22 protein-coding genes are annotated in these 26,022 nt (G+C 72.2%); 10 read left to right on the top strand and 12 right to left on the bottom strand.

The window, feature by feature from the left end; translation table 11 throughout:
* Positions 1-112 precede the first annotated feature (112 nt).
* Positions 113-1,000 carry an SDR family oxidoreductase gene (locus WME96_RS09895; protein WP_437289898.1) on the bottom strand — a complete coding sequence of 296 codons (888 nt, stop codon included), beginning with the start codon at positions 998-1,000 and terminating at the stop codon, positions 113-115.
* Positions 1,001-1,149: 149 nt separating this feature from the next.
* Between WME96_RS09895 and WME96_RS09890 the strand changes: the two genes are divergently transcribed.
* The 3 genes from WME96_RS09890 (at position 1,150) to WME96_RS09880 (ending at position 4,495) form a co-directional block, all read left to right on the top strand.
* Positions 1,150-2,058 carry an AraC family transcriptional regulator N-terminal domain-containing protein gene (locus WME96_RS09890; protein ID WP_437289897.1) on the top strand — a complete coding sequence of 303 codons (909 nt, stop codon included), beginning with the start codon at positions 1,150-1,152 and terminating at the stop codon, positions 2,056-2,058.
* Between the two features lie 102 nt (positions 2,059-2,160).
* Entirely contained in the window at positions 2,161-2,391 is a 231-nt protein-coding gene (locus WME96_RS09885; protein ID WP_437289896.1) for a VF530 family DNA-binding protein, read from the top strand.
* Positions 2,392-2,722: 331 nt separating this feature from the next.
* A complete protein-coding gene (locus WME96_RS09880) occupies positions 2,723-4,495 on the top strand; it encodes a CotH kinase family protein (RefSeq protein ID WP_437289895.1) in 1,773 nt (590 codons plus the stop codon).
* 240 nt (positions 4,496-4,735) lie between these two features.
* Here the strand turns inward: WME96_RS09880 and WME96_RS09875 are convergent, their stop codons facing one another.
* A complete protein-coding gene (locus tag WME96_RS09875) occupies positions 4,736-6,193 on the bottom strand; it encodes a right-handed parallel beta-helix repeat-containing protein (RefSeq protein WP_437289894.1) in 1,458 nt (485 codons plus the stop codon).
* Positions 6,194-6,455: 262 nt separating this feature from the next.
* Entirely contained in the window at positions 6,456-7,046 is a 591-nt protein-coding gene (locus tag WME96_RS09870; protein WP_437289893.1) for a MarR family winged helix-turn-helix transcriptional regulator, read from the bottom strand.
* A 106-nt stretch (positions 7,047-7,152) separates the two neighbouring features.
* On the opposite strand from WME96_RS09870, the gene WME96_RS09865 reads away from it, so the two are divergent.
* Positions 7,153-7,653, top strand: coding sequence for an SgcJ/EcaC family oxidoreductase (locus WME96_RS09865; protein ID WP_437289892.1), 501 nt, complete (start codon positions 7,153-7,155; stop codon positions 7,651-7,653).
* 7 nt (positions 7,654-7,660) lie between these two features.
* On the opposite strand, the gene WME96_RS09860 is transcribed toward WME96_RS09865, so the two are convergent.
* The gene (locus WME96_RS09860) at positions 7,661-8,743 is read right to left on the bottom strand and encodes a phosphotransferase (protein WP_437289891.1); all 1,083 of its coding nucleotides are present in this window, start codon (positions 8,741-8,743) and stop codon (positions 7,661-7,663) included.
* Positions 8,744-8,792: 49 nt separating this feature from the next.
* Here WME96_RS09860 and WME96_RS09855 point away from each other — a divergent pair, with 49 nt between their 5' ends.
* The gene (locus WME96_RS09855; protein ID WP_437289890.1) at positions 8,793-9,992 is read left to right on the top strand and encodes an acyl-CoA dehydrogenase family protein; all 1,200 of its coding nucleotides are present in this window, start codon (positions 8,793-8,795) and stop codon (positions 9,990-9,992) included.
* 81 nt (positions 9,993-10,073) lie between these two features.
* On the opposite strand, the gene WME96_RS09850 is transcribed toward WME96_RS09855, so the two are convergent.
* Positions 10,074-12,113 (bottom strand): hypothetical protein, encoded by a 2,040-nt coding sequence (locus WME96_RS09850; RefSeq protein WP_437289889.1) that lies wholly within the window; start codon positions 12,111-12,113, stop codon positions 10,074-10,076.
* Positions 12,114-12,482: 369 nt separating this feature from the next.
* On the opposite strand from WME96_RS09850, the gene WME96_RS09845 reads away from it, so the two are divergent.
* Positions 12,483-12,914, top strand: coding sequence for a hypothetical protein (locus WME96_RS09845; protein ID WP_437289888.1), 432 nt, complete (start codon positions 12,483-12,485; stop codon positions 12,912-12,914).
* Here the strand turns inward: WME96_RS09845 and WME96_RS09840 are convergent.
* A complete protein-coding gene (locus WME96_RS09840; protein WP_437289887.1) occupies positions 12,895-14,679 on the bottom strand; it encodes an ABC transporter ATP-binding protein in 1,785 nt (594 codons plus the stop codon). The two genes, WME96_RS09845 and WME96_RS09840, sit on opposite strands and share 20 nt — an antisense overlap.
* 49 nt (positions 14,680-14,728) lie before the next feature.
* Positions 14,729-16,837 (bottom strand): hypothetical protein, encoded by a 2,109-nt coding sequence (locus tag WME96_RS09835; RefSeq protein WP_437289886.1) that lies wholly within the window; start codon positions 16,835-16,837, stop codon positions 14,729-14,731.
* A 135-nt stretch (positions 16,838-16,972) separates the two neighbouring features.
* On the opposite strand from WME96_RS09835, the gene WME96_RS09830 reads away from it, so the two are divergent.
* The gene (locus WME96_RS09830; RefSeq protein ID WP_437289885.1) at positions 16,973-17,863 is read left to right on the top strand and encodes a sulfite exporter TauE/SafE family protein; all 891 of its coding nucleotides are present in this window, start codon (positions 16,973-16,975) and stop codon (positions 17,861-17,863) included.
* On the opposite strand, the gene aqpZ is transcribed toward WME96_RS09830, so the two are convergent.
* The 4 genes from aqpZ to WME96_RS09810 all read right to left on the bottom strand — a co-directional run bounded on the left by aqpZ (position 17,800) and on the right by WME96_RS09810 (position 22,350).
* A complete protein-coding gene (aqpZ, locus tag WME96_RS09825) occupies positions 17,800-18,531 on the bottom strand; it encodes an aquaporin Z (protein ID WP_437292297.1) in 732 nt (243 codons plus the stop codon). The genes WME96_RS09830 and aqpZ overlap by 64 nt on opposite strands.
* A 197-nt stretch (positions 18,532-18,728) precedes the next feature.
* On the bottom strand, positions 18,729-19,124 hold the full coding sequence (locus tag WME96_RS09820) for a DUF4156 domain-containing protein (RefSeq protein WP_437289884.1): 396 nt from the start codon (positions 19,122-19,124) through the stop codon (positions 18,729-18,731).
* Between the two features lie 343 nt (positions 19,125-19,467).
* Complete coding sequence (locus WME96_RS09815) at positions 19,468-21,408, bottom strand: GNAT family N-acetyltransferase (RefSeq protein WP_437289883.1); 1,941 nt, start codon at positions 21,406-21,408, stop codon at positions 19,468-19,470.
* A gap of 138 nt (positions 21,409-21,546) precedes the next feature.
* On the bottom strand, positions 21,547-22,350 hold the full coding sequence (locus WME96_RS09810) for a class I SAM-dependent methyltransferase (RefSeq protein ID WP_437289882.1): 804 nt from the start codon (positions 22,348-22,350) through the stop codon (positions 21,547-21,549).
* Positions 22,351-22,655: 305 nt separating this feature from the next.
* On the opposite strand from WME96_RS09810, the gene WME96_RS09805 reads away from it, so the two are divergent.
* On the top strand, positions 22,656-23,201 hold the full coding sequence (locus WME96_RS09805; RefSeq protein WP_437289881.1) for a DinB family protein: 546 nt from the start codon (positions 22,656-22,658) through the stop codon (positions 23,199-23,201).
* A gap of 46 nt (positions 23,202-23,247) precedes the next feature.
* On the opposite strand, the gene WME96_RS09800 is transcribed toward WME96_RS09805, so the two are convergent.
* On the bottom strand, positions 23,248-24,099 hold the full coding sequence (locus WME96_RS09800) for a hypothetical protein (RefSeq protein WP_437289880.1): 852 nt from the start codon (positions 24,097-24,099) through the stop codon (positions 23,248-23,250).
* Between the two features lie 258 nt (positions 24,100-24,357).
* On the opposite strand from WME96_RS09800, the gene WME96_RS09795 reads away from it, so the two are divergent.
* Positions 24,358-25,449 (top strand): L-type lectin-domain containing protein, encoded by a 1,092-nt coding sequence (locus WME96_RS09795; protein WP_437289879.1) that lies wholly within the window; start codon positions 24,358-24,360, stop codon positions 25,447-25,449.
* A 56-nt stretch (positions 25,450-25,505) separates the two neighbouring features.
* Positions 25,506-26,021, top strand: a complete 516-nt coding sequence (locus tag WME96_RS09790) for a hypothetical protein (RefSeq protein ID WP_437289878.1) — start codon at positions 25,506-25,508, stop codon at positions 26,019-26,021.
* The last annotated feature ends 1 nt before the right edge of the window (position 26,022 follow it).

Here is a 26,022-nt window from a genome sequence, read left to right as displayed (position 1 = left end):
CGCCCTCGCCATCGGCCGGGCGGGGCGATCGCCGCGACGAACGGTAGGTACGGCGGCGTGAGCGGCAGCGCGATCGCAACGGAGCCCGCCGGCCGCGCTCGTCAGAGCTCAGCTATGCACGCGCGAAGTACGTGCCGTGCTCGAGGTCGGCGAGCAGGCCCGCCTGCTCGGGCCTCCAGCCGAACCGCGCCTGCGTGAGCGCGCTCGACGCGGGGGTGTCGAGCGCGAAGAACCCGCCGAGCCAGCCGAGCTGCTCCTTCGCGACCGACGCGACCGGCAGGCCGAGCTTGCGGCCGATCGCGCCGGCGATGTCGCGGGTCGGGATCCCCTCGTCGCCGACCGCGTGGAGCCGCGCGCCGGCCGGCGCCTTCTCGAGCGCGAGGACGAACAGCCGCGCGGCGTCGAGCCGATGCACCGCGGGCCACCGGTTCTCGCCGTCACCGACGTACCCGGAGCGCCCGGTCCTGCGTGCGATGTCGATCAGCATCGGGACGAACCCGTGGTCGCCATCGCCGTGGACCGAGGGCGGCAGCCGCAGCGAGGACACGCGCACGCCGCGGCTCGCGAACGAGAAGGCGAGCTGCTCGGATGCGGCCCGCGGGCCAGCGGTCGACGCGTCGGGCATCTCGTCCTCGGTGAGGACGCGGCCCGGCGTGAAACGCGCGGTACCGGTGGTGATGACGAGCGGGCGCTCGGAGCCCGCGAGCGCGCTGCCGAGCGCCTCGATCGCGCCGCGGTCCTTCTCGCAGTTGCCGGCGTAGTCATTGAAGTCGTCGTGGGAGAACGCGCAATGGATCACCCCGTCGCAGGCGGCGGCGCCGCGGCGCAGGCTGTCGAGATCCGTGAGCGAGCCGCGTTGCACGTCCACGCCGGCGGCGGCGAGCTTTTCGGCGGACGCGTCCGAGCGCGCGAGACCGAGCACGCGGTGGCCGGCGCGGACGAGCTCGGGGACGATGGCAGAGCCGATGAAGCCGCTGGCTCCAGTGAGGAAGACACGCATGGGACACCTCTCCTTGGTTCGCGACCCACTCCCTGGTTCGCGAACCGCTCCTTGGTTCGCGATCCACCATGGCACCGCCGCGGCGGACGCGAAATACACGGCCGTCTCCAGTTCTTGCCTGATCGTCTACGCGGGGCTACGCTGCCATCGTGATCCCCGGGCGCGACCAGCTGAAGGACCTCATCGCGCGGTGGTGCCCCAGCGACGGCGTGAACGCCTCGCCGGTGACCGGAATTTCTTGCATCAAAGTCTCGCGCCCGCAGCAACGCGCGAAGCAGCACTGGCGCGCTTCGTTCTGCATCGTCGTACAGGGCACGAAGGAGATCGTGCTCGAGGGGCAGGTCTATCGCGAGCGCGAACCGCACTACATCGTCAGCCCGATCGACCTGCCGGTGACGAGCCGGGTCGCGGGCGTGTCGCCGGCGCAGCCGCTCTTGTGCCTGAAGATGGACTTCGATGCGGTCGCGCTGCGCGAGGTCGCGGCGCAGCTCGACCGCGCGCGGCCGGATCCGCTCGAGCACCCGGGCCGCGCCATCTTCATCGGCAAGGCGAGCGACCGTATGCTCGACGCCGCGATCCGGCTGGGCGCGCTGTTCGTGACGCCCGACGACGCGACCGTGCTCGCGCCGCTCGTGAGGAAGGAGCTGATCTTTCACCTGCTGAAGGGCCCCGACGGCCCGGCGATACGCCAGCTCGTGCGCGCGGGCAGCCAGGCGCACCGCATCGCCGAGGCGGTCTATCACCTGCAGGCGTCGCTCGCCGAGGACGTCGATATCGCCGCGCTCGCGCGGGCCGCAGGGATGAGCCGGGCGGCGTTCTTCAAGCGGTTCAAGGAGGCCACCGCGATGAGCCCGCTGCAGTACCAGAAGCGCCTGCGTCTGCTCGAGGCGCGCCGCCTGATGGTCGAAGAGGGCGCGGGCGCCGAGGCCTCGGCGTTCCGCGTCGGCTACACGAGCGCCTCGCAATTCAGCCGCGAGTATTCGCGCATGTTCGGCGACCCGCCGCTGCGCGACACCCGCGCGCTGAAGCAGACGGCCGCGGTCGTTCAGGACATGTAGCCGGCGTGCGCGCGCGGCGGACGCGGGTGCGGCGGCCGCAGCGCGACGTGCTACACCGCGGGCTCACGCCGGCCCTCCGGGACGATCCCCCCGAGCATCGATATGACCCAGCACCAGCCCAACAATCCTCTTCACGGCGTCACGCTCCAGATGATCCTCGAGCACCTGGTCGCGCAGCACGGCTGGGAGCAGCTCGGGCGCATGATCGACATTCGCTGCTTCAAGTACGATCCCAGCATCAAATCGAGCCTGCAGTTCCTGCGACGGACCCCGTGGGCCCGGCAGCAGGTGGAGGCGCTCTACCTGCGGGACAGATCCAAGCCCGGCCCGTGACCCCGGCGTCGCCCCCCGGAGGACTACCGGATGCGCTGATGGCGCCCGACTCGGCGATGGCTGTGTCGAGCCGACCACCGTGAGGCGCGCCTCGATCCACGATGGCACAGATGACGCGGATCCAGGAGCCTGTGCCAGGCTCTGATCCCCGTGTCATGACGGGCGCCGACCGCGAGCCCACGCTCTCGGGGGCGAGAGGCGTGAGCGCCTCGCGACCTCACCGGACCTGCACGGCGGATCGGGCTCCAGGGCATCGTCACCGAGGCAGTTTACTTTTTTGACGTGGACGGTACGACTTTTGCACTAGGCGTGTCGCGGAAAGGTCACGCGCATGTCCAATCAGCTACCGTCTCCTCGTTCTGTTCGACCCTGGGCGTCCCGCACGCGAGCGATCTCCCTGCTCGCTCTCCTCGCCGTCCCGTCTGCCGCCTTCCTGGCGGGCTGCGCCGACGCGCCGGACAACTACTATAATTATTATTACACGATCGGGGACGGCGGTGCCGGGGGGGACGGCGGCGCCGGGACGGGCGGCGAGGCCGCGGGGACCGGAGGTGCCGGCGGGGACGGAGGTGCCGGCGGCGCGCCCGGGGCGGGTTACCCGGGAGCGCCCGTTGCGGACACCGAGGTGGCCGAGCTCGCGCTCGACGTCTTCGGCACCGTCGGGAACCGCTACTGGTTCGCTGTCTCGGATGAGCAGCTCGAGACCATGAACGAGGGGAACGGCGGCGTCGGGATCCCCATACGAGAGTTTGGAGACATCTACTCACCGACCGGGGAAGACGCGACCTATGTGGATCATCTGTGGGTGACGACGGCCGGCCCCGAGGGCAAGACGGCCGACTACGGCAAGGTCCAGGTGGGGATCGTCGGACAGTCGACGCACCGGCCCTGGACGAAGCGCACCATCCCCAACCTCAACATCGACGCGGACGAGTTCGTCGAGAAGCAGCGGCTCGGCGGCTTCGAGCACGTGCGCTTCAACAACGGCCAGGTCGGCAGCATCTTCCGCGAGCGCCTCACGCTCGAGCTCTATGATCGCCTCGGTTATCCGGCCCCCCTGTCCAGCTACGCCTGGGTATCGAGCAATGTGTGGGGCGCGGACGTGTCCATTCCCTACATCGTGGTCGAGCGCTACAAGAAGGCGTTCTGCAAGCGCAGCGAGAGCAGGCTCGGCGGCGGCTGCGCCAACATGTGGGAGTTCGTCGGAGATTTCGCCGGCAACATGCCAGGAGGCGGGATCCCGCGCCCGATCGACGTGATTCCGATCGGCGGCAGCGTCTTCGACGAACCGGGGAATTGCCAGCTCAAGGAGTGCGACAACACCCGGGCGAAGGAGCTCGAGGAGGCGGTCGTCGAGACGCCGCACGGCGAGGGCTTCAAGGCGGCGCTCGCGGACTGGATCGACTGGCCGGCCTTCCACCGGTTTCAGTGCCTGTCGTGGGTGCTCGGCACCGGAGACGACGCGCTCCACAACAGCAACAACGTCGTGCTGGTCGAGCGGGCCGACGGCCTGTTCCAGTACCTGCCGTACTCGGTCGACATCAGCCTCGGGCAGAGCTGGTACCCGCAGGTCCCGCTGCCCGGCTCGAACTCGCTGGCGCGCGGGTGCCAGAGCGACCCGGCCTGCTGGGCCGACACGATCGCGGCGTGCGAGGACGTGATCGAGGACTTCACCGCGGTGGACCCGAACACGGTGCTGAAGGAGCTCTACGAGCAGCTGTCGGATGAGGGCATGCTCCGTCCGGGCGATGAGGAGCGATACAAGCAGCTGGACGCCTGGATCACCGAGCACCTCGAGGTCCTGCCGGTGGAGCTGGAGATGAACCGTGAGCAGCCGCAGCTCTGCATGCCCCCCACGGTCGATTGCGGTGGCTGGTGCGGCTATCCCCAGGACTGCGGCTGGGGCGGAGTTGGCGCGGGCGGAGCTGGTGTGGGCGGCGGAGACCCGGGCGGCGTGGGCGGAGCTGGTGTGGGCGGCGGAGACCCGGGCGGAGCCGGCGCGGGCGGCGGAGACGCGGGCGGCGGCGCCGCCGGTGCGGGCGGTGGAGCCCCGGGCGGCGGAGGCGCGGGCGGCGCCGGTGTCGGCGGTGCCCCGGAGGACTGACAGCTAGAGCGCCAATCGCTCGAAGCACCCGGGAATGAAGAGATTTGAACCACAGAGGCACAGAGGACACAGAGGAACAACAAAGAGAAACTCTGTGCCCTCTGTGCCCTCTGTGGTTCGTTTCTCGGGGTTTCGACCTGTTCTGTGTCCCAGCTGCGGGCGTGCGGCGACGCCGTGATGCCGGCGAGGTCGATCCCTCGGCGCCGCGCGGCCGCGGCCCCGGGCGCGGAGATCTCCCGGTCAGCGCTCGTCGGCGCCGATGTCGATGCGCGCGCCGCGCGTCCGCGGGTCGCCGTCGATGTCGGTCGCTCCGCTCTTGTCGCCCAGATCGACGCCTGCCTCGACGGCGGGTGAGCCGCTCGCCAGGTGGAGGTCGGACGGGGGCCCGACCAGCCGCGGGTCGACGAACCTCGCGCGCTGGTCGGTGAAGGCGCCTGCCGAGCGCGAGCTCGCGCCGAAGTAGATGTTGTTGTCGAGGCGCACGTTCCTGTTGTTGCTGCCGCTGCTCACGTAATCGTTGCCTGCCGTGGCGTACAGGATGTTGTTCTGGATGACGACGCCGTCCGAGTTGTTCTGGAGGATGATCTCGCCGCCGGTGGCCTGGTAAAGCGTGTTGTTGAGCACCGAGATGTTGGCGGCGTTGCCCACGTTGGTGGCGTAACCGCCGATCATGATGTTGCCCTGGTAGCTCCGCGACACGAAGTTGTTCCGCACGGTGATGTTGCTGGTGGTCCTGCCCCGGTTCTCGCTGGCGACCTCGATCCCGATGTCGCTGCTGTCGACCTTGTTCCGCTCGATGACGATGTCCCTGCCCCCGTCGACGTAGATGCCGTCGGCCGACCGCTCGCCGTCGTACGCGGGGTTCTGCGCCGAGGTGATGTTGTAGACGATGTTGTCCACGCAGACGCCGTTCCGCGCCTGATCCGAGCCCGCCGGGCCGTGGCCCTCGAAGCCGATGAAGTCGATGCCGATGTTGTCGTTGTCGTGGATCGTGTTGCGCGAGACCACGAAGTTCGTGACGTTGCCGTTGAGGACCAGCGACTCGCTCGAGCCGAGCTTGCAGTCCCGGATCTCGTTGCCGTCGATGAGGATGTCCGTCATCGGCGTCGAGGACGTGCCGTAGAGGGCGATGCCGTGGGCGTCCTCGGCGCTCTCGATGTGGTGCACGACGTTGTCGCGGATCTCGAGGAAGCTCGAGCTCCCGCTCACGCCGATGCCGATCGGCGTGTCAGCGCCCTTGAAGTTCTGCACCGTCATGCCGGCGACCCGGATGTAGTTCTTGCTGGAGATGTCGATCCCGACGCCGTCCTTGCCGGCCCCGTCGAGGATCGCGCCTTCCTCGCCCTGCAGGGTGAGGCAACCGGCCGCGGCCGTGCCGCCCCTCCTGAAGGAGACCTTCTCGTTGTAGGTGCCCGCCTTCACGAGCACGGTGTCGCCCGCGGCCGCCGCGTCGAGGCCGGCCTGGATCGTCCGGTGATCGCCGCCCGAGGGAGCGACGGTGATGATCTTGCCGCTCGAGCGCTCACCGCACGGCCCGACCACCGCGGCGAGCTCGGACCGCAGCGCGTCCGCGCCGGACTCGTCGGGACCGGGTTGCGCGGCGCACGCGGGAGAGAGCCCGGCGGCGAGCAGCAGGATGCCGGTGGGAGCGAGGCGATGCGTCGTGTGCGGCGCCTTGTGTCGATGCGATCGGTTCATGAGTCGTTGTCCTCGATGGTGGCTTGTCACGTTGAAGTCGCGTCCCCGGCGGGCGCCGGGTGCTTCCACGCGAGGACATTGCAAGCTCGCGGCCACGCAGGCCGTCGCGAGGAGACGCCGAGTCGTGGCCGCAAAGGCACCTCGCCGGCCCGGGTTGATCACGAGGTCTTGCGCAAGGATCGTACAGCTGCGCAGCGTACGGACGGCAGCTCGCCGTCCGGCGCGAGGCGGCGTCCCCCACGCGCCCGCCCCCGCGGGCGCTTCAGGGGGTCCGGCGCGGGCGCGCCTTCGCGGCCTTCACGGGAGGCGCGGCGCCCGCGCCGGCGCGCGGCGCGGCGCTCGCCGGGGCGGCTCCGGGCCCGGGCGGGGCCTGCATGCGGGCGATCTCCTCGGCCATCAGCGCGGTCGCCTGCTCGAAGAAGTCGCAGATGAGCCGCAGCTCGGCGAGCGAGTAGCGCGCGCAGAGCACCGCCCAGCGCTCGCGGAACGGCGCGAAGAGCGCGCCGATCTCGGCGTAGCGCTCGGTGACCGGCTCGATCACGAGCTGCCGCCGATCGCTCGGGTGCTTCACGCGGCGCACGAACCCCGCCGCCTCCAGCCGGTCGAGCACCCCCGTCACCCCCCCCGAGGTCAGCCCCGTGAGCTGCACCAGGTCGCCCGGCGTGACCGGCCCCGCCTCCGCCGCCCGCCGGAGGACGTCGAGGTACTTGTGGTCGGTGCCCTTCAGCCCCAGCCGCTCGGCGATCGCCTGGTGAAAGAGCACCGACTGGGTGCTCAGCTCGCGGCCCAGCCGGTCGCCCAGGCTGTCCACCAGCTCGCTCACCTCCTTCGCGCTCGCCCGTCTCCCGGCCATCACCTCTCGCCTCGACCCGCACGCACTCTACCCGAGCCGCCGCCGGCTTGACAAGCCGCAGTAATTATCTTACTCACTAACAGAGTTACTTGCCAGGAGGGTTACCATGGATCGTTCGACCGACGAGGCGGCCATTCGGCGCATGTTCGAGGCCCTGTGCGAGGCGTGGGCGCGCGAGGGCGCGAGCGCCGTCGACGCGTTCTACACGCCCGACTCCGACTACGTGACGTTCGACGGCTCGTGGCTGCGCGGCCGCGAGGAGAACCGCAGGCTCCACGAGGAGCTCTTCGCCGGCGTGCTCGCTGGCACCCGCCTGGTCGGCGAGATCGAGCGCGTGCGCTTCCTCGGCCCCGACACGGCCGTGGTCGTCAGCACCGGCGCGGTGCTTTGGCCCTGGCAGGAGACGGCGCCCGCGAGCCGGCGGTCGCGGCAGACGGTCGTGGTGGTGCGGGGCGACGACGCGCGCTGGCGGGTGGCGTCGTTCCAGAACACCCGGGTGCAGCCCCTTCCCCCGTCCGGCAGCCTGTCCATGCGGCTCTTCGCGGCCGTGATGCGCCTTCGCCTCACGTGGTGGCGAAGGCGCCACCCCGAGGCCCTCGCGGCCTGACGAGGCGCTAGCGCGGAGAGATCCCCGCGATCCCGCAGGCGAGCTCGGAGAGCACCGTCACGGCCGCGCCGTAGCCGCCCGCGTCGTCCGAGCTCGCGTTGCCCTGCAGGCTGCGCCTGTAGACGCCCTGGGCGATCGCGGCGAGGCGGAAGATGCCGAAGGCCATGAAGTACGGCCACGCCTCGATGCCGTCGCGGCCGCTGAGCTCGCAATAAGAGGCGACCATCTCGTCCTCGGTCGGGATCCCGAGCGACGCGACGTCGACCCCGGCGAGGCCGCCGCGGCCGGGGAGGTTGATGCGGTAGCCCATGCAGGCGTACGCGAGATCGCTCAACGGGTGTCCGAGCGTCGAGAGCTCCCAGTCGAGCGTGGCGACCGCCTCGGGCCGAGGGCCGGTCGAGAAGACGAGGTTGTCGATCCGGTAGTCGCCGTGGACGAGCGTCGTCTCGTCCCGCGCCGGGACGTTCGCGGACAGCCAGCGCATGAGCGCCTCCATCGCCGGCACCTCGCCCGTGCGCGAGGCCTCGTACTGCTTCGACCAGCGCTCGACCTGCCGCGCGACGAAGCCGCCGGCCTTGCCATAGTCCACGAGCCCCACCGCGGCGTGATCGACGCGATGGAGCGCCGCGAGGACACGGACGTACTCTGCATAGGCCGCGCGGCGAGCCTCGGGCGTCCCGAGCTCGGGCAGGGTCGGATCCCAGAAGATCCGCCCGGCGGCGTACCGCATGACGAAGAACGGCGTGCCGATCACCGCGCCGTCCTCGCAGAGGGCGAGCGCGTCCGGAACGGGCACCTCGGTGGCGCGGAGGGCGCGCAGGATCCGGTATTCGCGCTCGACGGCGTGCGCGGACGGAAGGAGCTGGCCGGGCGGCTTCTTTCGCAGGACGAGCTCGAGATCTCCGCCCGCCCCGCCCTCGACGCCCAGCCAGTACGTCGGGTTCGACTGACCGCCCTTGAACTGGGCGACCGTCACCGTGGCTCCAGCGCAGCCCTCGACGTGCTCGGCGAGCCAGCGACCGAGAGCCGCCTCGTCGATCCGGTGCGCCTCGCGGGGCGCGCGTGCGTTCGTCGGCGGGGTGAGGGCCATCGCGCGTCCGACGCTATCACGCGCCCCTCCGGCCTCCTATACTGCCGCCGTGACGATCTCCTTCGATCTGCCTCCCGATCTGGCCGATCTCCGCGGCCGCGTGCGCGCGTTCGTCGACGCGCACGTGATCCCGAGCGAGGCGTCGATCCTCGAGGAGGATCGCGGGCGACGGAAGGACACGCTGACGGCGCTCCGCGAGCGCGCGCGGGCCGAGGGGCTCTTCGTCCCGCACCTGCCCGTGGAGCACGGCGGGCTCGGGCTCGGGATCATGGGCATGTGCGCGCTCTTCCGCGAGATGGGCCGCTCCCCGCTCGGCGCGGCCTGCTTCAACTGCGACGCGCCGGATCAGGGCAACATGGACCTGCTGCTCAAGGCGGGCTCGCCCGCGATCCGCGCGAGGTACCTCGCGCCGCTCGCCCGGGCCGAGATCACGAGCGGCTTCTCGATGACCGAGCCCGCCCCCGGCGCCGGCGCCGATCCGTCGAACCTGCGCACGAAGGCGGCGCGCGTCGACGACGGGTGGGTGATCGACGGCCACAAGTGGTACACGACCGGCGGCGGCGACGCGGCGTTCCTCATCGTGATGGCGCGGACGTCCGACGATCCGCGCACCGGCGCGACGATGTTCGTCGTCGATCGCCACGCCGAGGGCGTCGAGCACGTGCGCGATGTGCCCGTGATGAGCCCGCCGATGCTCGCGCACCGCGAGGCCGAGCTCCGCTTCCACGCCGTGCGGGTCGGCGACGACGCGGTGCTCGGCGGCGTCGGCGAGGGCTTCCTCCTCGCGCAGCGGCGCCTCGTGCCGGCGCGCCTCACGCACTGCATGCGCTGGCTCGGCTGGGCCGACCGCGCGCTCGCGATGTGCCGCGACTACGTCCTCACGCGGGAGAGCTTCGGCAAGTCGCTCGCGCACCACCAGATGATCCAGAAGAAGATCGCCGACGCCGCGTCCGGCATCCACGCCGGCAACCTGATGACGCTGCACTGCGCGTCGATGCTCGAGCAAGGCAAGGAGAAGGAGGCGCGCCCCTACTCCTCGATGGCGAAGAACCACGTCGCGCGGCTCCTCTGCCAGGTGCTCGACGACGCGATCCAGATGCACGGCGCGCTCGGGTACAGCGAGGATATGCCGTTCTCGCTCTGGTACCGCTTCGCCCGGGCCGCGCGCATCGCCGACGGCCCGGACGAGGTCCACGACGTCGTCGTCGCGCGCGACTTCCTGCGCGGCGCGCTGACGACGCTGATCTGAGGGGGCGCGCGCCGGCGCCGCGAGCGCGCGGCCCCGGCGGCGCGGCGCTCGGAGCGCCCGCTCATCACCCGCGCGCGCCGCTCACGGGCGCACCGCGAGGTACACCGTGCTCCAGAGCTGCACCGCGTTCGACTCGTCGTGGTGCGACCTCGCGGCGCCGAACGGCACCAGCTTGTAGCGCCCGCCCTCGACGGCCCAGCTCCAGAGCTCCTGCGTGCTCGCCTCGCGCGACGCCTCGATCACCTCCCAGAGCGCGCGCCGCGCCTGCTCCAGCGCCGCGCGCGCGCGGGTTGTCGACGACAGATCGCCGCGCGCGAGCTGCCGGTCGATGCCGGCGGCGAGCATCGCCTGCTGCCACGACCAGGTGACCGTGCCGTGGTAATGGCCGGCCGTGAACAGCCCCTGGATCGCCGGGTCCGGCGCGAACGCGGGGTTCGCCACCAGGATGCCCACCGGCGTCTGCAGGCCGGCCGGGAACGGGCGGATCAGGCGGCCGGCGATCTCCTCGAGGGCGCCCGGCGGCGGATCCGTGAAGAGCAGGACGAAGCCGTCGTCGGAGTGCATGACCGGGATGGGCCTGCCCTCCCGGTCGAGCGCGAGCGCCGGAAACGAGAGCGTCCCCGCGAGCGACGCGAGCGCCGGCGCCGGGTCGACGCCCAGCGACGCCGCATAGGCGGAGACGCGCCGCCGCGCCTCGCCCTCCGGCAGCTCCACCCGGAAGAACACGCCGGCGTCCTTCCACGCGCGCGCGAGCCGCTCTGCCCGACGGGCGCCCTCGTCGTCCGCGCCGAGCAGCGGGCTCGCGAGCAGCCGCGCCGACGCGCGCAGGGCGGCGGGCACGAGCGCGACGTTCACGTCGTACGGGATCCGGCCGAACGCGAGCCCCTCCTCGCTGTCGCGCCACTCGCCCACCGACTCGCCCGGCTTGAGCGCGATCAGCGCCCTCGGATCCCCCGTCTCGGCGAACGGGGCGGCGAGGCGGAGCACGAGCGACACGTTCCGCGCGAGCGCCTCGGCGTACGTCTCGCCGCGCGGCGTGCGGCGCGCGAGGAAGGCCTCGGCGCGCTCGCGGCCGGGCGCGCCGAGGAGGTACTCGGCGGCGACCGGCGCGAGGAGGAAATCGTCGTCGATCATCTTGTAATCGAGGATGGGCTCGCGCAGCGCCCCGCCGCTGCCCTGGGCCGCGTGCCCGCCGCCGCCCGCGGCCAGGCGAAGGAGCGCCGCGTACTCGCCGATCGCCTCCTCGTGCGCGACCTCCCCCGCCGGGCTCAGGCGATCGAGGACCGAGCCGAGCCCCGCCTCGACGACGTCGGGCTCCAGGACGGGCAGGAGCATCCGGACCGCGAGCAGCGTGTCCCGGCCGAAGTACGTGAGGAAGCGCCACGACCCGGCGAGCAGCTTCTCGCGGTACGTGAGAAAGGCGAGCGCCTGCCGGTGGCGCGGCTCGTCGGCGGCGCGCTCGTTCACGATCGCGTCGAGGGGCACCGGCGTGAGCGGCGCCTCGTCCGAGAGCGCCGTCACCCGGACGCGCAGGCCCCGCGGCCCCGCCGCGAGCTCGATCTGGCCGTCGGCCCCGAGCGTGACCGTCGTGCCGTCCTCGGCCTCGACGAGCAGCTCGAGGTGGTGCTCGCCGTCCACCGTGGTGCGCCGCGCGGCGATCGACCCGCCGCCCGGGGCGGCGCCGGCCTCGACGTCGCTGCGCAGCCAGGCCGGAAGCTCGGCGTCGCGGCCCACGTCGCGGAGCGTGCGGACGCTCCCGAGGACCAGCCGGCGCGCGCGCAGCGCCGGCGCCGCGCTCACGAGGAGCGCCGAGACGCCGCGCATCCCGTCGGGCCGCTCCACGCCCGAGAGGCCCCCCTCGACCGCGAGACCGACAGGCGCCGGCGGCGCGTCGAACCACACCGCGATCCCCATGTTCCCCGCGGGAAAAGCGACGATCAGCCGCGGCAACGCCCCCGAGGTCACCAGGAGATGAGCGGCGATATGGCCACGACGGAAGAAGTGGTTACGAATGTCGCCTTCGTGCAGCTCGAAGGCCAGGAGCTCATGAGCCTGCGGCGCGGGCGGCGCCTTGTCGCGCGGCGCGCTGGAGGCGCAGGAGGCGGCCAGGATCGTTGACAAGGTGGTTCCCATGATGAATCGCGTGGGCTTCTTGGGCCTCGCGGGCACCGCGAGACCGTAGCGAGCCGGGACGCGCCTGCCAAGGACTAAGGATCTTCCTGCGGCAGCTAGCTCACCTCCCTTACGCGAAGGCCGTTTATCGCGCGCTTTCACTGGAAGTTGGCAGATTCAGCAGCACGCCCGGGCGGGCACCGACCAAAGGGCCCTCGCGCGTGGGGACTCCAGAGAGCTGGAGAAAGGGCCGCGCACACAAAGAAAGAGTTCACGCTTTTGTTGCCCTGTGATAACCGATCCGAGACGTCGGTTGTTGATAGTGAGTTCGCAGCGGGCGAGTTGCCTGCCAACAACGATGGAAGAAGGGGGTTCGAGATGGACGAGAGCATCTCCGGCCAGGGCATGGCCGGCAGCAACGGTTCCGCTCGCGAGCTGATCAGCAACCCGCGAGAGGGCCTGATCTACACCTGGGTAGACGGGAGCCTCGGGGTCGTCGAGGAGGTGGTGCGCGCGAGCTTCGGATTCCTCGAGGACGTGCGCACCGAGACGCAGGAGCGGCTCGGCGCCACGCTCGACCTGATCGAGGGCATCGACCGCAGCGTGTTCCGGATCGCCCGCAAGGCGCTGACCCGCATGGACGGCATCGGCGCGCGCGCCCTCACGACCAGCGAGCACGGCTGGATTGCGCTGCTCGGCACGCTCCGCCGCACGTCGCAGGGCGCGGCGGGGCTCGCCTCGGAGACGGCGGTCTCCATCGTGGGGGAGCGCAGGTCGACGCAGCGGCTCATCATCCAGCAATCGTCGTGAGGTCCGCGCTCACGAACTGCCGCTCGACCAGCCGGCGATAGAGACCGTCCTGGGCGATGAGCGCCGCGTGCGCCCCGCTCTGCACGATCGTACCCCCATCCATCACGAGCACGCGGTCGGCGCCCATCACCGTCGAGAGCCGGTGGGCGATGATCAACGTCGTTCTCCCCTTCATCAGCGCGTCGAGCGCCCCCTTCACGAGGTGCTCGCTCTCGGCGTCGAGCGCGCTCGTCGCCTCGTCGAGCACGAGGATCCTCGGGTCCTTGAGCATCGCGCGGGCGATCGCCACGCGCTGCTTCTGCCCGCCGGAGAGCTGCACCCCGCGCTCGCCGACGAGCGTCTGATACCCCGCCGGGAACCTCAGGATGAAATCGTGCGCGTTGGCCGCGCGCGCGGCGGCCTCGACCTCCTCGTCCGTCGCGTTCTCCCGTCCATAACGGATGTTATCGGCCACGCTCGTGGCGAAGAGGAGAGGCTCTTGCGCGACGATGCCAATCTGCCGGCGGAGCCATGTCGGCGCCAGCTCGCGGAGGTCGCGCCCGTCGAGGAGAATGCGCCCGTCGTCGGGGTCGTAGAGCCGCAGGAGCAGCGAGGCGATCGTCGATTTGCCCGCCCCGGACGGGCCGACCAGGGCAATGACCTCTCCGGGGCGCACGGAGAGGTCGATGCCCTTGAGCACGGGCACGTCCCGGCGGGTCGGGTAGCTGAACCGCACGCGCTGGAGATCGAGGCTCCCCTGGACGGCGTGGGGCTGGACGCCGCCGGCGTCGGCCATGGCGGGCTCGCGGTCGAGGAGGTCGAAGATGCGCTCGGCGGCGCCGGTGGCCTTCATGAAGTCGGCCCACAGGTCGCTGAGGCCGCCGAGCGCGAAGGCGACGACGATCGTGTAGACGAGGAACGAGGTGAGCCCGCCGAGGGTCATGCGGCCGGCGACGACGAGGTGGCCGCCGTACCAGAGCACGAGGGCGGCGGCGCTGTAGCCCGCGAAGGTCACGATGCCCATGAAGCTCGCCGACGCGCGGATGCGCCTCCGGGCGAGCTCGAACGACTCGGAGACGCGGCCGGCGTAGCGCTCGACCTCGCGCTTCTCGCCGGCGAAGGCGCGGACGGTGCGGACGCCGGAGAGCGCCTCCTCGGCGACCTCGCTGGCGCGGGCGAGCGCGTCCTGCACGCTGCGGGAGAGCCGGCGGACCCTACGGCCGTAGGCGACCGAGCCGATCGCCACGACGGGCACCACGGCGAGCATGAGCAGGGTGAGCCGCGGCGACGTGTAGAAGAGGAACGCGACGCCGCCGATCACGGACGCGGCGTAGCGCAGGGCCATCGAGACGTTGACGCTGACGGCGCTCTGCAGGACGGTCGTGTCCGACGCGAGGCGGTTCGTCAGCTCGCCGGTCCTGTGGTCGTCGAAGAACGCGACCTCCTGCCGGAGCAGGTGCTCGAAGAGCTGCGCCCGCAGCCGGGCCACGACGCGCTCGCCGGCGGTCGAGAAGAGGACGTACCGGAGCGCGACGGCCACGGCCTGGACCACGATGAGCAGCGCCAGCCAGAGCGCCGCGCCGTCGATCGCGTCGACGCTGCTGCCCGGGCCGAGGGCGTCGTCGATGATCTTCCGGATCGCCTGGGGGAACAGGAGGCTGATGCCGCTGCCGATGGCCAGGAACAGGGTGCCGAGCGCGAGCTTGCCGAGCTCCGGGCGGGCGAGGCTGAGGAGGCGTCGGAGGTGCGCTCGGCCGGGGCGCCGGCCGTCGGGTGGGCTCTGCATGGCGGGCGCGAGCGTAGCAGGCGCCGCGGAGGCGGGGCGGTCGCCAGGATCAGCGCCCCTCCGCCCCGCGCCCCGGCCTCCCCCGGCGGTAGAGCGCGAGCGCGAGGGCGACCGCCGCGGCGCCGAGCGCGGCCACGGCGAGGAGCAGCCCCGTCGGGCGCCACCGGCCCGGCGGCCCGGGCTCGGCGGGCCCAGGGCCGTCCGCCGGGCGCCCGTCGCGCCCGTCGGACGCGCCCTGCGCGCTCGCGAGCGGGACGAGCGCGCGCCGCGCCACCGCCGCCTCGGCGAGCACGCGGCGCACGCCGGCGGGGTCGAGCGACGCGCCCGCGGGGATCAGGGCGCGCAGCGCGGCACGGCCCCGGAAGAACGGGGCGCCCTCGCTGCTCCACGCGGCGGGCGACGTGTCGCGCGCCTCGTCGAGCGCGGCCGGGATCACCTCCTTCACGATCGCGTCCGCGGCGTCGGGCGACGCCGACCTCGCCAGCGCGATGTAGCCGGCGTCCTGGATGCCGCGGCGCAGGCTCTTCAGGCGCATCGAGGGGAGCACGCCGGCGAAGCCGACGGAGCGGGAGGCGAACTTCCCGCGCTGCGTCCCGGGGTAGAGCAGCATGCCGTCGCCGAGGCAGGCGTCGCCGTCCTGGTTGTGGAAGTTCTCGGCGACCGTGAACGGGTCGACAGGCCCTTTGCCGCCGCGGTTGCCGTCGTGCCAGAACGCCGTCTCCCAGAGGAACCAGCGGCCCACCTCGTGCGAGGCCGCGATCCAGCCGTCGGCCATGAGCCCCGTGAGCGGCGCGTCGATCATGAAGGTGCCGGCCCGCGGCAGCGCGCCGTTGTACACCCAGAGCCGCTTGCCGGCCTCGCGCGCGGCCCGCGCCCACACGGAGTCGAAGCGGTTGGCCGGCGTGAGCACGAGGTCGACGTCCTGCTTCACGGGGTCGACCTCGCCGCACGAGTGCCCCACGAGGATGCGCGACGACAGGCGCGAGCCGCGGACCAGCCGGCGCCACCCGGGCCCGCGGGGGCTCTCGCACTGCTCGTCGACCGCGTACAGCATCACGTCGTCCACCGCCGGCGGGAGGAGCTCGGCGACGGCCTCGACGCGGCGGAGGGTCTCCTCCCTGGGATCGCCGAAGCCGCCGTACGCGCCGAGCGCCACCGCGGCGGGCGGGACGCCCTGGCCCGGCCCGCGGTAGCCGCGCGCCTCCGTGTAGAGCGAGCCGTCGATGGCCGCGCGCAGCCGCTCCACCTCGGCGGGGCTCCGGACCGACGCGAAGCCGTCGACGTGGTGCTCGTGGAGGAGCTGCCAGAGCTGCTGCTCGACGCCGGGGCCGTCGCCGACCCGCTGGGCGACCTTGTCGGCCTCGTAGAACGCGATGAAGTCGACGGCGCTGTACGGAAGCGTCGCCGCCGCGACGTCGAGCCGCAGATCGAGCGACGCGAGCGCGCCGTGCGAGGCCGAGCCGACAACCACCTTGCCCTCGAGCGCGCCGGGGGCGGCGCCCTCGGGGACGTGGAGGTCGATCCAGACGGCCCGGGCCTCGCGAGCGCCCACCTCGATCGGATAGGGCGCCCACGGCGGCGCGAGCTCGACCGGGATGAGCGCGTCGGGGAGGAAGCCGAGGTGCCCGTCGTCGGGCGGCCGCGCCGCCGGGCTCCACCCGAGCGACTCCATGGGCCTGCGATCGTTGCGCGAGCGCAGCTTGATCTCGACGTGGTGCTCGACGAAGCGGTCGATCCGGATCGCCTGCGCGGGCGGCTCTCCTGGCGCCTGCGGCTGCTGCGCCGGCGCCGCGGGCTCCTTCGCGGGCGCCGCCGGCTTCGCGGGCGTGCCCGCGCCGGCCGCGGGGCCGAGGCCCGCGACCTCGACCGTGACGCCGCGCACGGGCTCCGCGCCGGCCTCGACGATCACCTGGAACGCGACGACCTCCCCGCGCAGCGCGCCGAGCCGGATCGGCTCGCCTGGCCGGAAGAGCGCGTTCCCCTCGCCGCGCGAGAGCGGCAGGCCGACGTCCTCCCTGCGCACGCGGGTGCCGTCGTCGGCCACCCAGACGTGCGCGCGATCCGGCTGGCCCTCGCCGGCGGCCGCCCCCGGGGGGACCGCGACGAACGACAGCGCCGAGAGCAGCGCGGCGGGGAGGAGCGGGAGAGATCGCGGCATGGCGCTCGGCTTTCCAGGGAGAAGCGACCGCCGAGATCGGCGGCACGGCCATCGTAGGAGCGCGGCGCATCTCCGCTCAAGCGCGGCGTGGCCCGCGGTTGACAGCGCGGCCGCGCTCGGGCCATGTCGCGCGCCGTGGATCTGACGAGCGCAGCGCTCCTCGCCGGCGGCGCCGCCGTGGCCGGCGTCATCAACGCGGTGGCCGGGGGCGGGACGCTGGTGTCCTTCCCCGCGGCGATCGCGGCCGGGCTGGCCCCGCTCCCGGCGAACGCGACCAACGCCGTGGCGCTCACGCCCGCGTCGCTCGCGTCGGCGTGGGCATACCGCCGCGAGCTCTCCCGGGACCACCGCGTGCTCCGCGTGCTGCTCTTGCCGTCGCTGCTCGGCGGCATGGTCGGCTCGGCGCTCCTGCTCGTGACGCCGCAGCGCGTGTTCGACGCCGCGGTGCCCGGGCTCGTGCTCCTGGCGACGCTGCTCCTGTTCTGGCAGAACCTGCGCCCGGCGAGGCCCTCCGCGCAGGCCGACGCGGGCGCAGCGGAAGAGTTCGCCCTGCCCTCGCGGCCGTGGCTCGTGTTCCTGCTCCAGTTCCTCGTGAGCGTCTACGGCGGCTATTTCGGCGCGGGCATCGGCATCATGATGCTGGCGCTCCTGTCCTCGTTCGCGGGCAACGTGGACATCCACCGGATGAACGCGATCAAGACGGTGCTCGCCAGCCTGATCAACGGCGTCGCCGCGATCGCCTTCGTGTTCGCCGGCGCCGTCGACGGGGTCGCCACGGCGATCATGATGGCGGCGGCGGTGGTCGGCTCGTTCGTCGGCGCCGTGGTCGCCCGGCGCATCGCGCCGAAGAAGGTGCGCTGGTTCGTGGTCGTGCTCGGGCTCGTGCTCACGGCCAAGCTCGCGTGGGACCGGCTCGGCCCGCAGGCCGAGCCCTCACGCGCGGCCTGCCCCGCGCCCCGCCCTCACACCGTGGAGCGCGGCACGGCGACGGCGCGGGTCGGCCTCGCGCCCACGAGGAGCGGGTAGAGCACCCCCGCGAGCGCGCCGCCGAGGAGCGGGGCGAGCCAGAACAGCCAGAGCTGCGACAGCGCCCACCCGCCGACGAACAGGGCGGGGCCGGTCGAGCGCGCCGGGTTCACCGAGACGTTCGTGACCGGGATCCCGATGAGGTGAACGAGCGTGAGCGCGAGCCCGATGGCGATCGGCGCGAACCCGATCGGGGCGCGGAGATCGGTCGCGCCGAGGACGACCATCACGAAGCCGAACGTCAGGACGATCTCGGCCACGAGGCTCGCGAAGAGCGAGTAGCCGCCGGGCGAGTGCGCGCCGTAGCCGTTCGAGGCGAAGCCGTCGGTCACCGTGAAGCCGGCGGCGCCGCTGGCGATGGTGTAGATGATCCCCGCGGCGACGATGGCGCCGCCGACCTGGGCGAGGAGGTACGGCAGGACGTCTCTCGCGGGGAAGCGCCCGCCGGCGAGCAGGCCGATCGTGACGGCGGGGTTGAAGTGGGCGCCCGAGATGTGGCCCACCGCGTACGCCATCGTCAGCATGGCGAGCCCGAACGCGAGCGCCACGCCCAGGAAGCCGATCCCCAGCCCGGGGTACGCGGCCGCCAGCACGGCGCTGCCGCAGCCGCCGAGCACGAGCCAGAACGTCCCGAGAAACTCCGCGGCCGTACGCCTGGACAACGACATCTCCATGTTCACTCCCCCTGTGCCGGCTCCCTCCGCGCGGCGCGAAGCGCGGCAGCGGCCGCGCCCAGCGGCGGAGTCCCCGCCCGGCGGGCTGCCGCCGGACGACGCTCCACCTGCGCTTCGTCGACGTTGGATGAGCCGCGGCGCGCCGCGTTGCGGGACATCGCCGCGCGCCGCTCGACGGGGGTCGGGTCGCCTCAGAGCAGGCCGACGAGCTGGGGAGGGCAGCTGTACGTGTTGCCCATGTGGGTGACGTCGGTCTGCTCGCCGGAGATGCTGTCTCGATCGCCGGAGATGGTGTTTCCGGCGTTCGTGTTCTCCAGCACCACGTAGTTGCCGCCCAGGTCGTGGGCCTTGTTCTTCATGTCGTTCACCGCCCCCTCCTGCAGGTTGGCGTTGCTGGTGAACTTGCCGGAGATCGAGCCGCCCTGCTCACCGATCACGGTCCCGAGGAACCGGCACCCCTGGGGGGCAGGCTGCTTGGTGACGATGACCTTCTCCGCACCGGGGTTGAGCTCCACGGCGGCGCAGGCGGGCAGCATCGACGAGGACAGGAGGAGCAGGGCAAACGCGCGGTAGATCGAGGTTTTCATGTCAAGTACCTTCTGCCTGTTGCTACGGACGCGCGGCAGCGCTTCTTCCTCGCCGCGCCGGGGGGGTGGCAGGATCTCGACATCGCGGTCTGCGGACGGCGCGGTGTGCCGGCGGGGTGTTCCAGGCGGGTGCGTCGCCGGTTACGCGGGCCGTGTGCCTTCGTGAGAAGAGAGAAGACGAACCACAGAGGCACAGAGGGCACAGAGGAGAGAGGGAGAGAGGGAGAGACGGGACGAAGAGAGAGCCTCACCTCCCTCTCTCTTTTCTCCCCTCTGTGCCCTCTGTGCCTCTGTGGTTCGTCCCTCTTCCTCTCGTGGCGTCAGGATACGGCCGAGATCGGCCTCACCAAGGGTCGAGCCTCCGCAGCCGGTACGCCCGCCCGTCCCACAGCGCGAACGGCTGCTCACCGCTCACCAGCACGTCGAACCCGTGGCGCGCCGCGAGCCGCGCGACGTCGGCCGCGTCGCGCGCGGCGTCGCCGCGGTACGAGTAGTTCAGGACGACGAGCTCCCCGCCCGGGCGCAGCAGCCGGCGCGTCTCCGCGAGGTGACGATCCACGACCGCCTCGCCCGCCGCCACGAGGTACGGGAACGAGTCGACCGCGTACACGAGGTCGAAGCGGGCAGGCGGCGCGTCGCGGAGATCGGCGCCCGACGAGACCGCGAGCACGACGTTCGCGAGCCCCGCGCACCGGCGCCGCGCGGCCTCGATCATGCGCGGCGCGACGTCGAGCCCCCAGGCCTCGCGCACCCGCGGCGCGAGCGCCGCCTCGAAGCGGCCGATCCCGCAGCCGATCTGCAGGATCGCGCGGTCCTCCCCGAGCAAGCCCCACCGCTCGAGGAGCTCGACCACCTCCCGCGTCGCCCGCTCGAGGATCTCCGGATCGCCGAGCGAGTACGCCGCGACGCTCGCCTCCTCCGAGCGCGCGCAGAGGTCGTCGAACAGCCGCGCGGCGCGCGCCGGCGCGTCCGCCCCGGCGCCGGCGCCCGCCTCCCGGTGCGCGCCGAGGATCTCCACCACGGTCGCGCACGCGGCGCGCCGCCCCTCCAGGCAGCGGCGCAGCGCCTCGAGGCGCGCCGCCGGCTCGCCCGTCCCCGCGCTCCCCTCACCCACCTGCCCCGCCGCCGGCCGCGCGGCCTCGATCGCGCGCTCCGCCGCCGCGAGGTCCCCCGCGGCGCCGAGCAGCCGCACGAGGCCGACCTCCGGCGACACCTCTCCGGACATCACGGCCCTCACCGCGCCATCGAGCTCGCCCTGCCCGACCTCCTGCCCGGCGTCGCGCGCCCCCTGGTGCCGCAGCCGCCGGCGGTACGTCCAGCGGTCGACGGCGCCCCACTCGTACTTGTACGGCTCGCGGCCGCGGAGGAAGTCCACGGTCCGCGCGCCCTCGCGCGCCGCGCCCTCGATCGCGCTGGCGAACAGCGCGAGCCCGGGGCTCAGGACGGCGAAATCCGGATGAAATCCGCTGAGATACCACGCGAGCCGGTCTCGCTCGGCGAACCCGTAGAACGACGCGATGATCCGCCCGTCGAGCCGCAGCCCGTACAGCCGCAGCGCGCCCCGCGCGCACATGCCCCTGGCGACCGCGCGGTGAAACGGCCGGAGCGACTCGTCGAGCACCCCGCCCTCGCCGCGCGACGTCCAGCGCGCCCGGTGGGTCGCGAACAGCGCGTCGAGCAGCTCGTCCACGCCCGCCGCGTCGGCCATGTCGACGCGCACGGCCCCGGCCTTCGCGAGCCGCTTCCGCGCCCGGGCGACGCGCGCGCGGATGCCCGGGAAGAGCACCTCGTCCGGCCCGGCGCCCTCCGGGATGGTCACCATCGGACAGGCCTCGTGCTTCTCGACCTCATCCGACCAGCCGGGGGGCGCCTCGACCCCGAGCAAGGGTGACGAGGCGCGCAGATCCCCGAGCTCCACGACATCCCACGCATCGGCCCGCTCGCGCAGGCAGGCGAACACCGCCTCTGCGACCGTGCGCTCGTACCCCGGCGCGGCCAGCACATCGAGGTAATCGGTGATCCCTGCGCCGAGCAGCGCGACGAGGCGCTCCCCGCGGTAGTGGTGGATCGCGAGCGGCGCCAGGCCGACGAGCTCCTGCCCCGACCAGAAGGCCAGGGTGAGCACCTCCTCGGGCCCGAGCTCGCGGCACCACGGGATCAGCCACTCCGGCCGCTGGAACGTCGACGCCGCCGGACAGCGCTGCCACAGCGAGTTCCATGGCTCCCGCAGCGCCTCGAGGTCCCCGCGGCGGTACAGCACCTGGATGTCGACCTGTTCGCTCACCTGCCCTCCGAGCGGCCGGCGGCGAACCTAGCACGGCCGCCCTCAGGCGTGCCCGAGCGCCGGGCGCGGCCGGGCATCGCCGAGGGCGCGCCGCGCCGGGTGCCCCTCGGAGCGAGCCGCGTCGATCCGCACGGCCGGTCAGCCGTCCGCGCGCGCCGCGGCGAAGATCAGGTGACGTTGCAGCCGGATCCCCTCCGGCGCGCGGCGGCGCTCGAGCTCTGCCTCGAGCGCTGCCCTGACCCGCTCGGCGTCGGCAGGGGCGAAGTTGGACAGGAAGTTGCCGAACGAGCTGGCCAGGTTGAACGCCATCACGTCGTCCGTGTCCGTGAAGTGATCCGTGAAGGTGCGGATCTGGAGCTTCGGCTGCGGAAATCCGGCCTGCACGAGGAGGCTCGTCAGCTCGTCGGAGGTCACCTTGTGGGGCGTGCTGCCGGACGCCTCCGCGGTGCGGTTCAGGCCGAGAGAGGACAGCACGTCCTCGAGCACCCGCTCGACCTCGTGCGGGCGCTCCTTGGCGGCCGAGCTGATGCCGAGTCGCCCTCCCCGTTTGAGCACGCGGCGCGCCTCGCGGAGCGGGCCGAGCTTCTCCGGCAGCCAGTGGAGCACGCTGTTCAGGAAGACGACATCGAAGCTCCCGTCGGCGAACTGCGAGAGATCCTCGGCCCGGCCCACGGTGGCGCGGAAGCTCGACCCGCGCTTGCTGTTCGCCAGCGCGACGCGGAGCGGCAGCGGATCGACGCCGACCACCTCGCCCGAGGGGCCGACCAGCTCGGCCACGTGGGCGCCGAGCCGCCCGGTCCCGCACCCGACGTCGAGGACGCGCTCACCCTGGGATACCTGGAGATCTTCGATCAGCAGCTTTCCATGGTTGAACTGCCGATCGCTGACGCGATCGTACGTCTCCGCCAGAGCGGCTGAATCGAGCGCAAGGCTGACCATCATGGCTCCTTCCATGAGAGGAGGTGGAGCTCGGCCAGGACGTCTCCGCACGGGAGATCTCCCCTCGAGCACCACACGTCTGCTATCGAGGACAATAGTCCGCCATAGCGGCAGGAGCAAGCGCGATCTCGGCCGCTGCGCTCGATCGCGGCGGTACGTCTGCGTCGCTCGGAGCGCGCGGCGGCGCGCGAGCGCAGGCCGGCGCCGTGGTGCGCCGCGGCCGCGCGCGGCCGTGAAGGCCCGCCGCGATCGACCCGCACGCACGCGCGTGGTAGGGTGCGCGCCGCCCTTCAAACGAGGATCGACTCATGAGCTGGATCGAGCAATACCGCGCAATGGCTCGCTACAATCGGTGGATGAACGACAAGATCTTCGATGTCGTCGGCAAGCTCGACGACGCCGAGCGCAGGCGCGATCGCGGGGCCTTTTTCAGGTCGATCCACGGCACGCTGAATCACATCCTGCTCGCCGACCGGACGTGGATGGGGCGCTTCACCGGCGACGCGGCGCGCTTCACCTCGCGGGACGCGAGCGGCAAGGCCGTCGAGATCACCTCGCTCGCGCAGGAGCTCTACGCGGACTTCGCCGATCTCGCCCGCGAGCGCGCCGCGACCGACGCAGACATCCTCGCGTGGATACACCAGCTCGACGAGCGCGCGCTCTCGAGCGACCTGACCTTCAAGATGCGGAACGGGGCGGCCGTCACGTATCCGCTCTGGGGGCTCGTGGGCCATTTCTTCAACCACCAGACCCACCACCGCGGCCAGGTGACCACGCTGCTCACGCAGACGGGGATCGACCCCGGCGTGACGGACCTGTTCGCGATGCTGCGGGACGAGGCCAGCGCGTCGTGACGCGCGCGGGCGCGCGGCGCGGCGCGATGCACGCTCGCGCGCCCGGTCAATCCGCCGCGAAGCAGTAGACGCGGCCGTTGCCGCCCGCCGGGGCCGTGTCGGCGCAGCTGCCATTGGCGTGCACCGAGTTCCACGGCCGGTACATCTCGGCCGTGCTTTGCATGGGGCCCATCCCGTCGGAATGGCCGACCCAGGCGGTCAGGCTCGCGGATTCGGAGGTCCAGTCCTCGCAGGTCTGGCCGACCCTGAGGGAGCCGTCCCGGTTGGTGCCAGTGAGGATATCGTGCTGGTTCGGTGTGGGGGAGTCCGGCCACTGGCCCGGCACCATCTCGCCCTTCTCGTCGAGGAACGCTGTGTGATCGCCGAACCTGGTGTGCAGCTCCTCGAGGTTCGCCGCCACCAGCTCGAGCTTCGCGTTGTACCAGGGGCCCGCGCCGATCCGGTCTCTGGCGTGCACCGGCTGGCCGTCCGGGCCCATCTCGACGCTGAGGTAGGCGCGCCATGTCCGCGCGCCGGCGCCGACAGCGGCGGCCAGCTCCTGGCACCTGCGATCCGCTCCCTCGAGCCCGCCGAGGTTCGCTGTCGTGCTCCCCGTGCTCGACACGAAGAAGCTGAGCGACGGCGTCGCGCTGCTATCGCCGCCGCCGCCTCCGGTGCCGCCGCCCGCGCCGCCCGCGCCGCCGCTGCCGTCGCTGCCTCCCGTGCCGCCGCCGCTGCTGCTGCTGCTGCCGCCCCCGCTGCTGCTGCTGCTGGCGCTGCTTGTGCTGACGGCGCTGCTGCTGGTCGTGCCGCTGCTGCCGCCGGTGTCGTCATCGCCGCAGCCGGCGACGGCGAGCGACAGGCCGAGGCCGACGAAGATGCCGAGATTGCGAGGATTCGCTGAACGTGATCGTTCCATGAATGACTCCTGCGTGGTTCCGTTACGGGCGCGCAGGATAGCCTGGTTGAGCCGCCTCGACAGCGAGGGTTTGTTCTCGTGGGCGCCTTCCGCCGAGACGCCGGTGATCGCGTCCGGCGGGCTCGACCCTCGACCGGCGCTGGACGCCTGGAGACGCGCTTCTCTGGATCGGGTACACTGAGGCCCAGAAAGGACTGGCGCGCGAGGGTGTTCCGCTTCATCGGCGCGATCGCGGGTCGCGCGCAGCATCGAGAGCTCATGCAAGCATCACAGCCGATCTCCTCTGCTTCGCGCACGGCGGCAGACACAGGCCGGCGGCCGCGCGTGAAGGCGCTCCTCCTTCTCCCGGCGCTCGCCGCCGGCGCCTCGATGTGCGGAGGCCGGAGCGACATCCTCGAGGAGGCCGGCGCCGAGGAGGTGGCCGTCAACTGCGTGCCTGCGCCGGAGGTCTGCGACGGCCGCGACAACGACTGCGACCGTGTCGCCGACGAAGGGTGCGCGTGCGTGGAGGGGCAGGAACGGAGCTGCTACTCGGGCCCCCCGGGCACCGAGGACGTCGGCGCGTGCCACGCCGGCGTGCAGGTCTGCTCCCGGGAGGCCTGGGGTCCGTGCACCGGCGACAGGACGCCGGCGCCCGAGGCGTGCGACCTCGTCGACAACGACTGCAATGGGCAGATCGACGAGGGTACATGCCCGGCGGGGACCGCGTGCGCGGCGAGCCTCGCCGCGGACATGACCTCGCCGCCGGAGGGATGGTCCCTCAACGGGACTGCCTTCTGGGATCCGGACGCGCTGACCGCCGTGCTCACCGAGGCCAGGGGTCTGCAGGCCGGCACCATCGTCTACCGGAATCCCCTCGCCGCCGACGCCTTCATCGCCACGTTCGAGTTCCGCCTCGGCCGCGGCGACGGCGTGGGCTTCATGCTCCAGACGTCGGGAGAGACAGCCGTCGGCGAGCCCGGCGGCGGCCTCGGCCTGGCCGGGCTCGACGGCTACGGCGTCGAGTTCGACACCTACAACAACTTCGATTGCGCAGATCCGAGCGACAACCACGTGGGCGTGGACGATCTCGCGCGGCCGTGCGATCAGGGCGTCCTCAGCTCGCTGGGCCAGGCGGAGAGCAGCGTCGCGCTCGGCGACGGCGCGTTCCATACGGCGCAGATCGAGTTCGACGCGGGCGAGGTGCGCGTGAGCGTCGACGGCGAGCTCCAGATCCAGCGGTCCGCCATCAGCGGCTTCCCCGTCGGATCGAGGTTCTTCTATGGATTCGGCGCCGCCACGGGGGCGGCGGTCGCGCGCCAGGAGATCCGGAATGTGAGGATCACCTTCCCCGCCCCCCGCTGCCTCTGAGCGCTCGTCGATCTCCTTCCCCCGACGCCCCCTCCCGATCGCTCGAAGAGGAAACGATGTCCACGCAGCACCCCCTGGCGGCGTTCTCGATCTACCTGTCCGGCCGACACCAGGTCCTGCTGTCGATCGCGGACGAGATCCACGAGAAGCTCGACGCGTGCGCCTCCAGCGAAGGCGGCTTCTCCCACGAGGCAAGGACGCGCGCCTCGGATCTGATGTGGCTGTGGACGCTGGGAGCCTACGAGGTGGTCAGGACCATGTGCCAGGCCCAGAGGTGCTTCTCGGAGCGCTTCTACAGGGCGATATCGAGCCTGAAGGTCGATCTGGAGAGGGTCAGGGTGCCAAACACCAAGCTGGAACGGATCAAGTACAACCGGCGGGAGAGGACCATCCCGGTGGCCTCGGATCGCGGCCCTGACGTGTGGGACGACGCCAGCAAGGACCTCCTGGTCGGAGATCCGGCGGACGCCGTCTCGGGCCGCATGCTGCTCAGGAGCTACGAGAGCGTCATGGCTTCCCTGACCCCGGACGACGTGACGATGAGCCACGAGGAATCGTTCGAGAGGAAGTAGA

This window comes from Sorangium sp. So ce406, assembly GCF_051474675.1.
Classification (GTDB): domain Bacteria; phylum Myxococcota_A; class Polyangia; order Polyangiales; family Polyangiaceae; genus Sorangium; species Sorangium cellulosum_G.
This window is presented reverse-complemented; position numbering and strand designations above follow the sequence as displayed.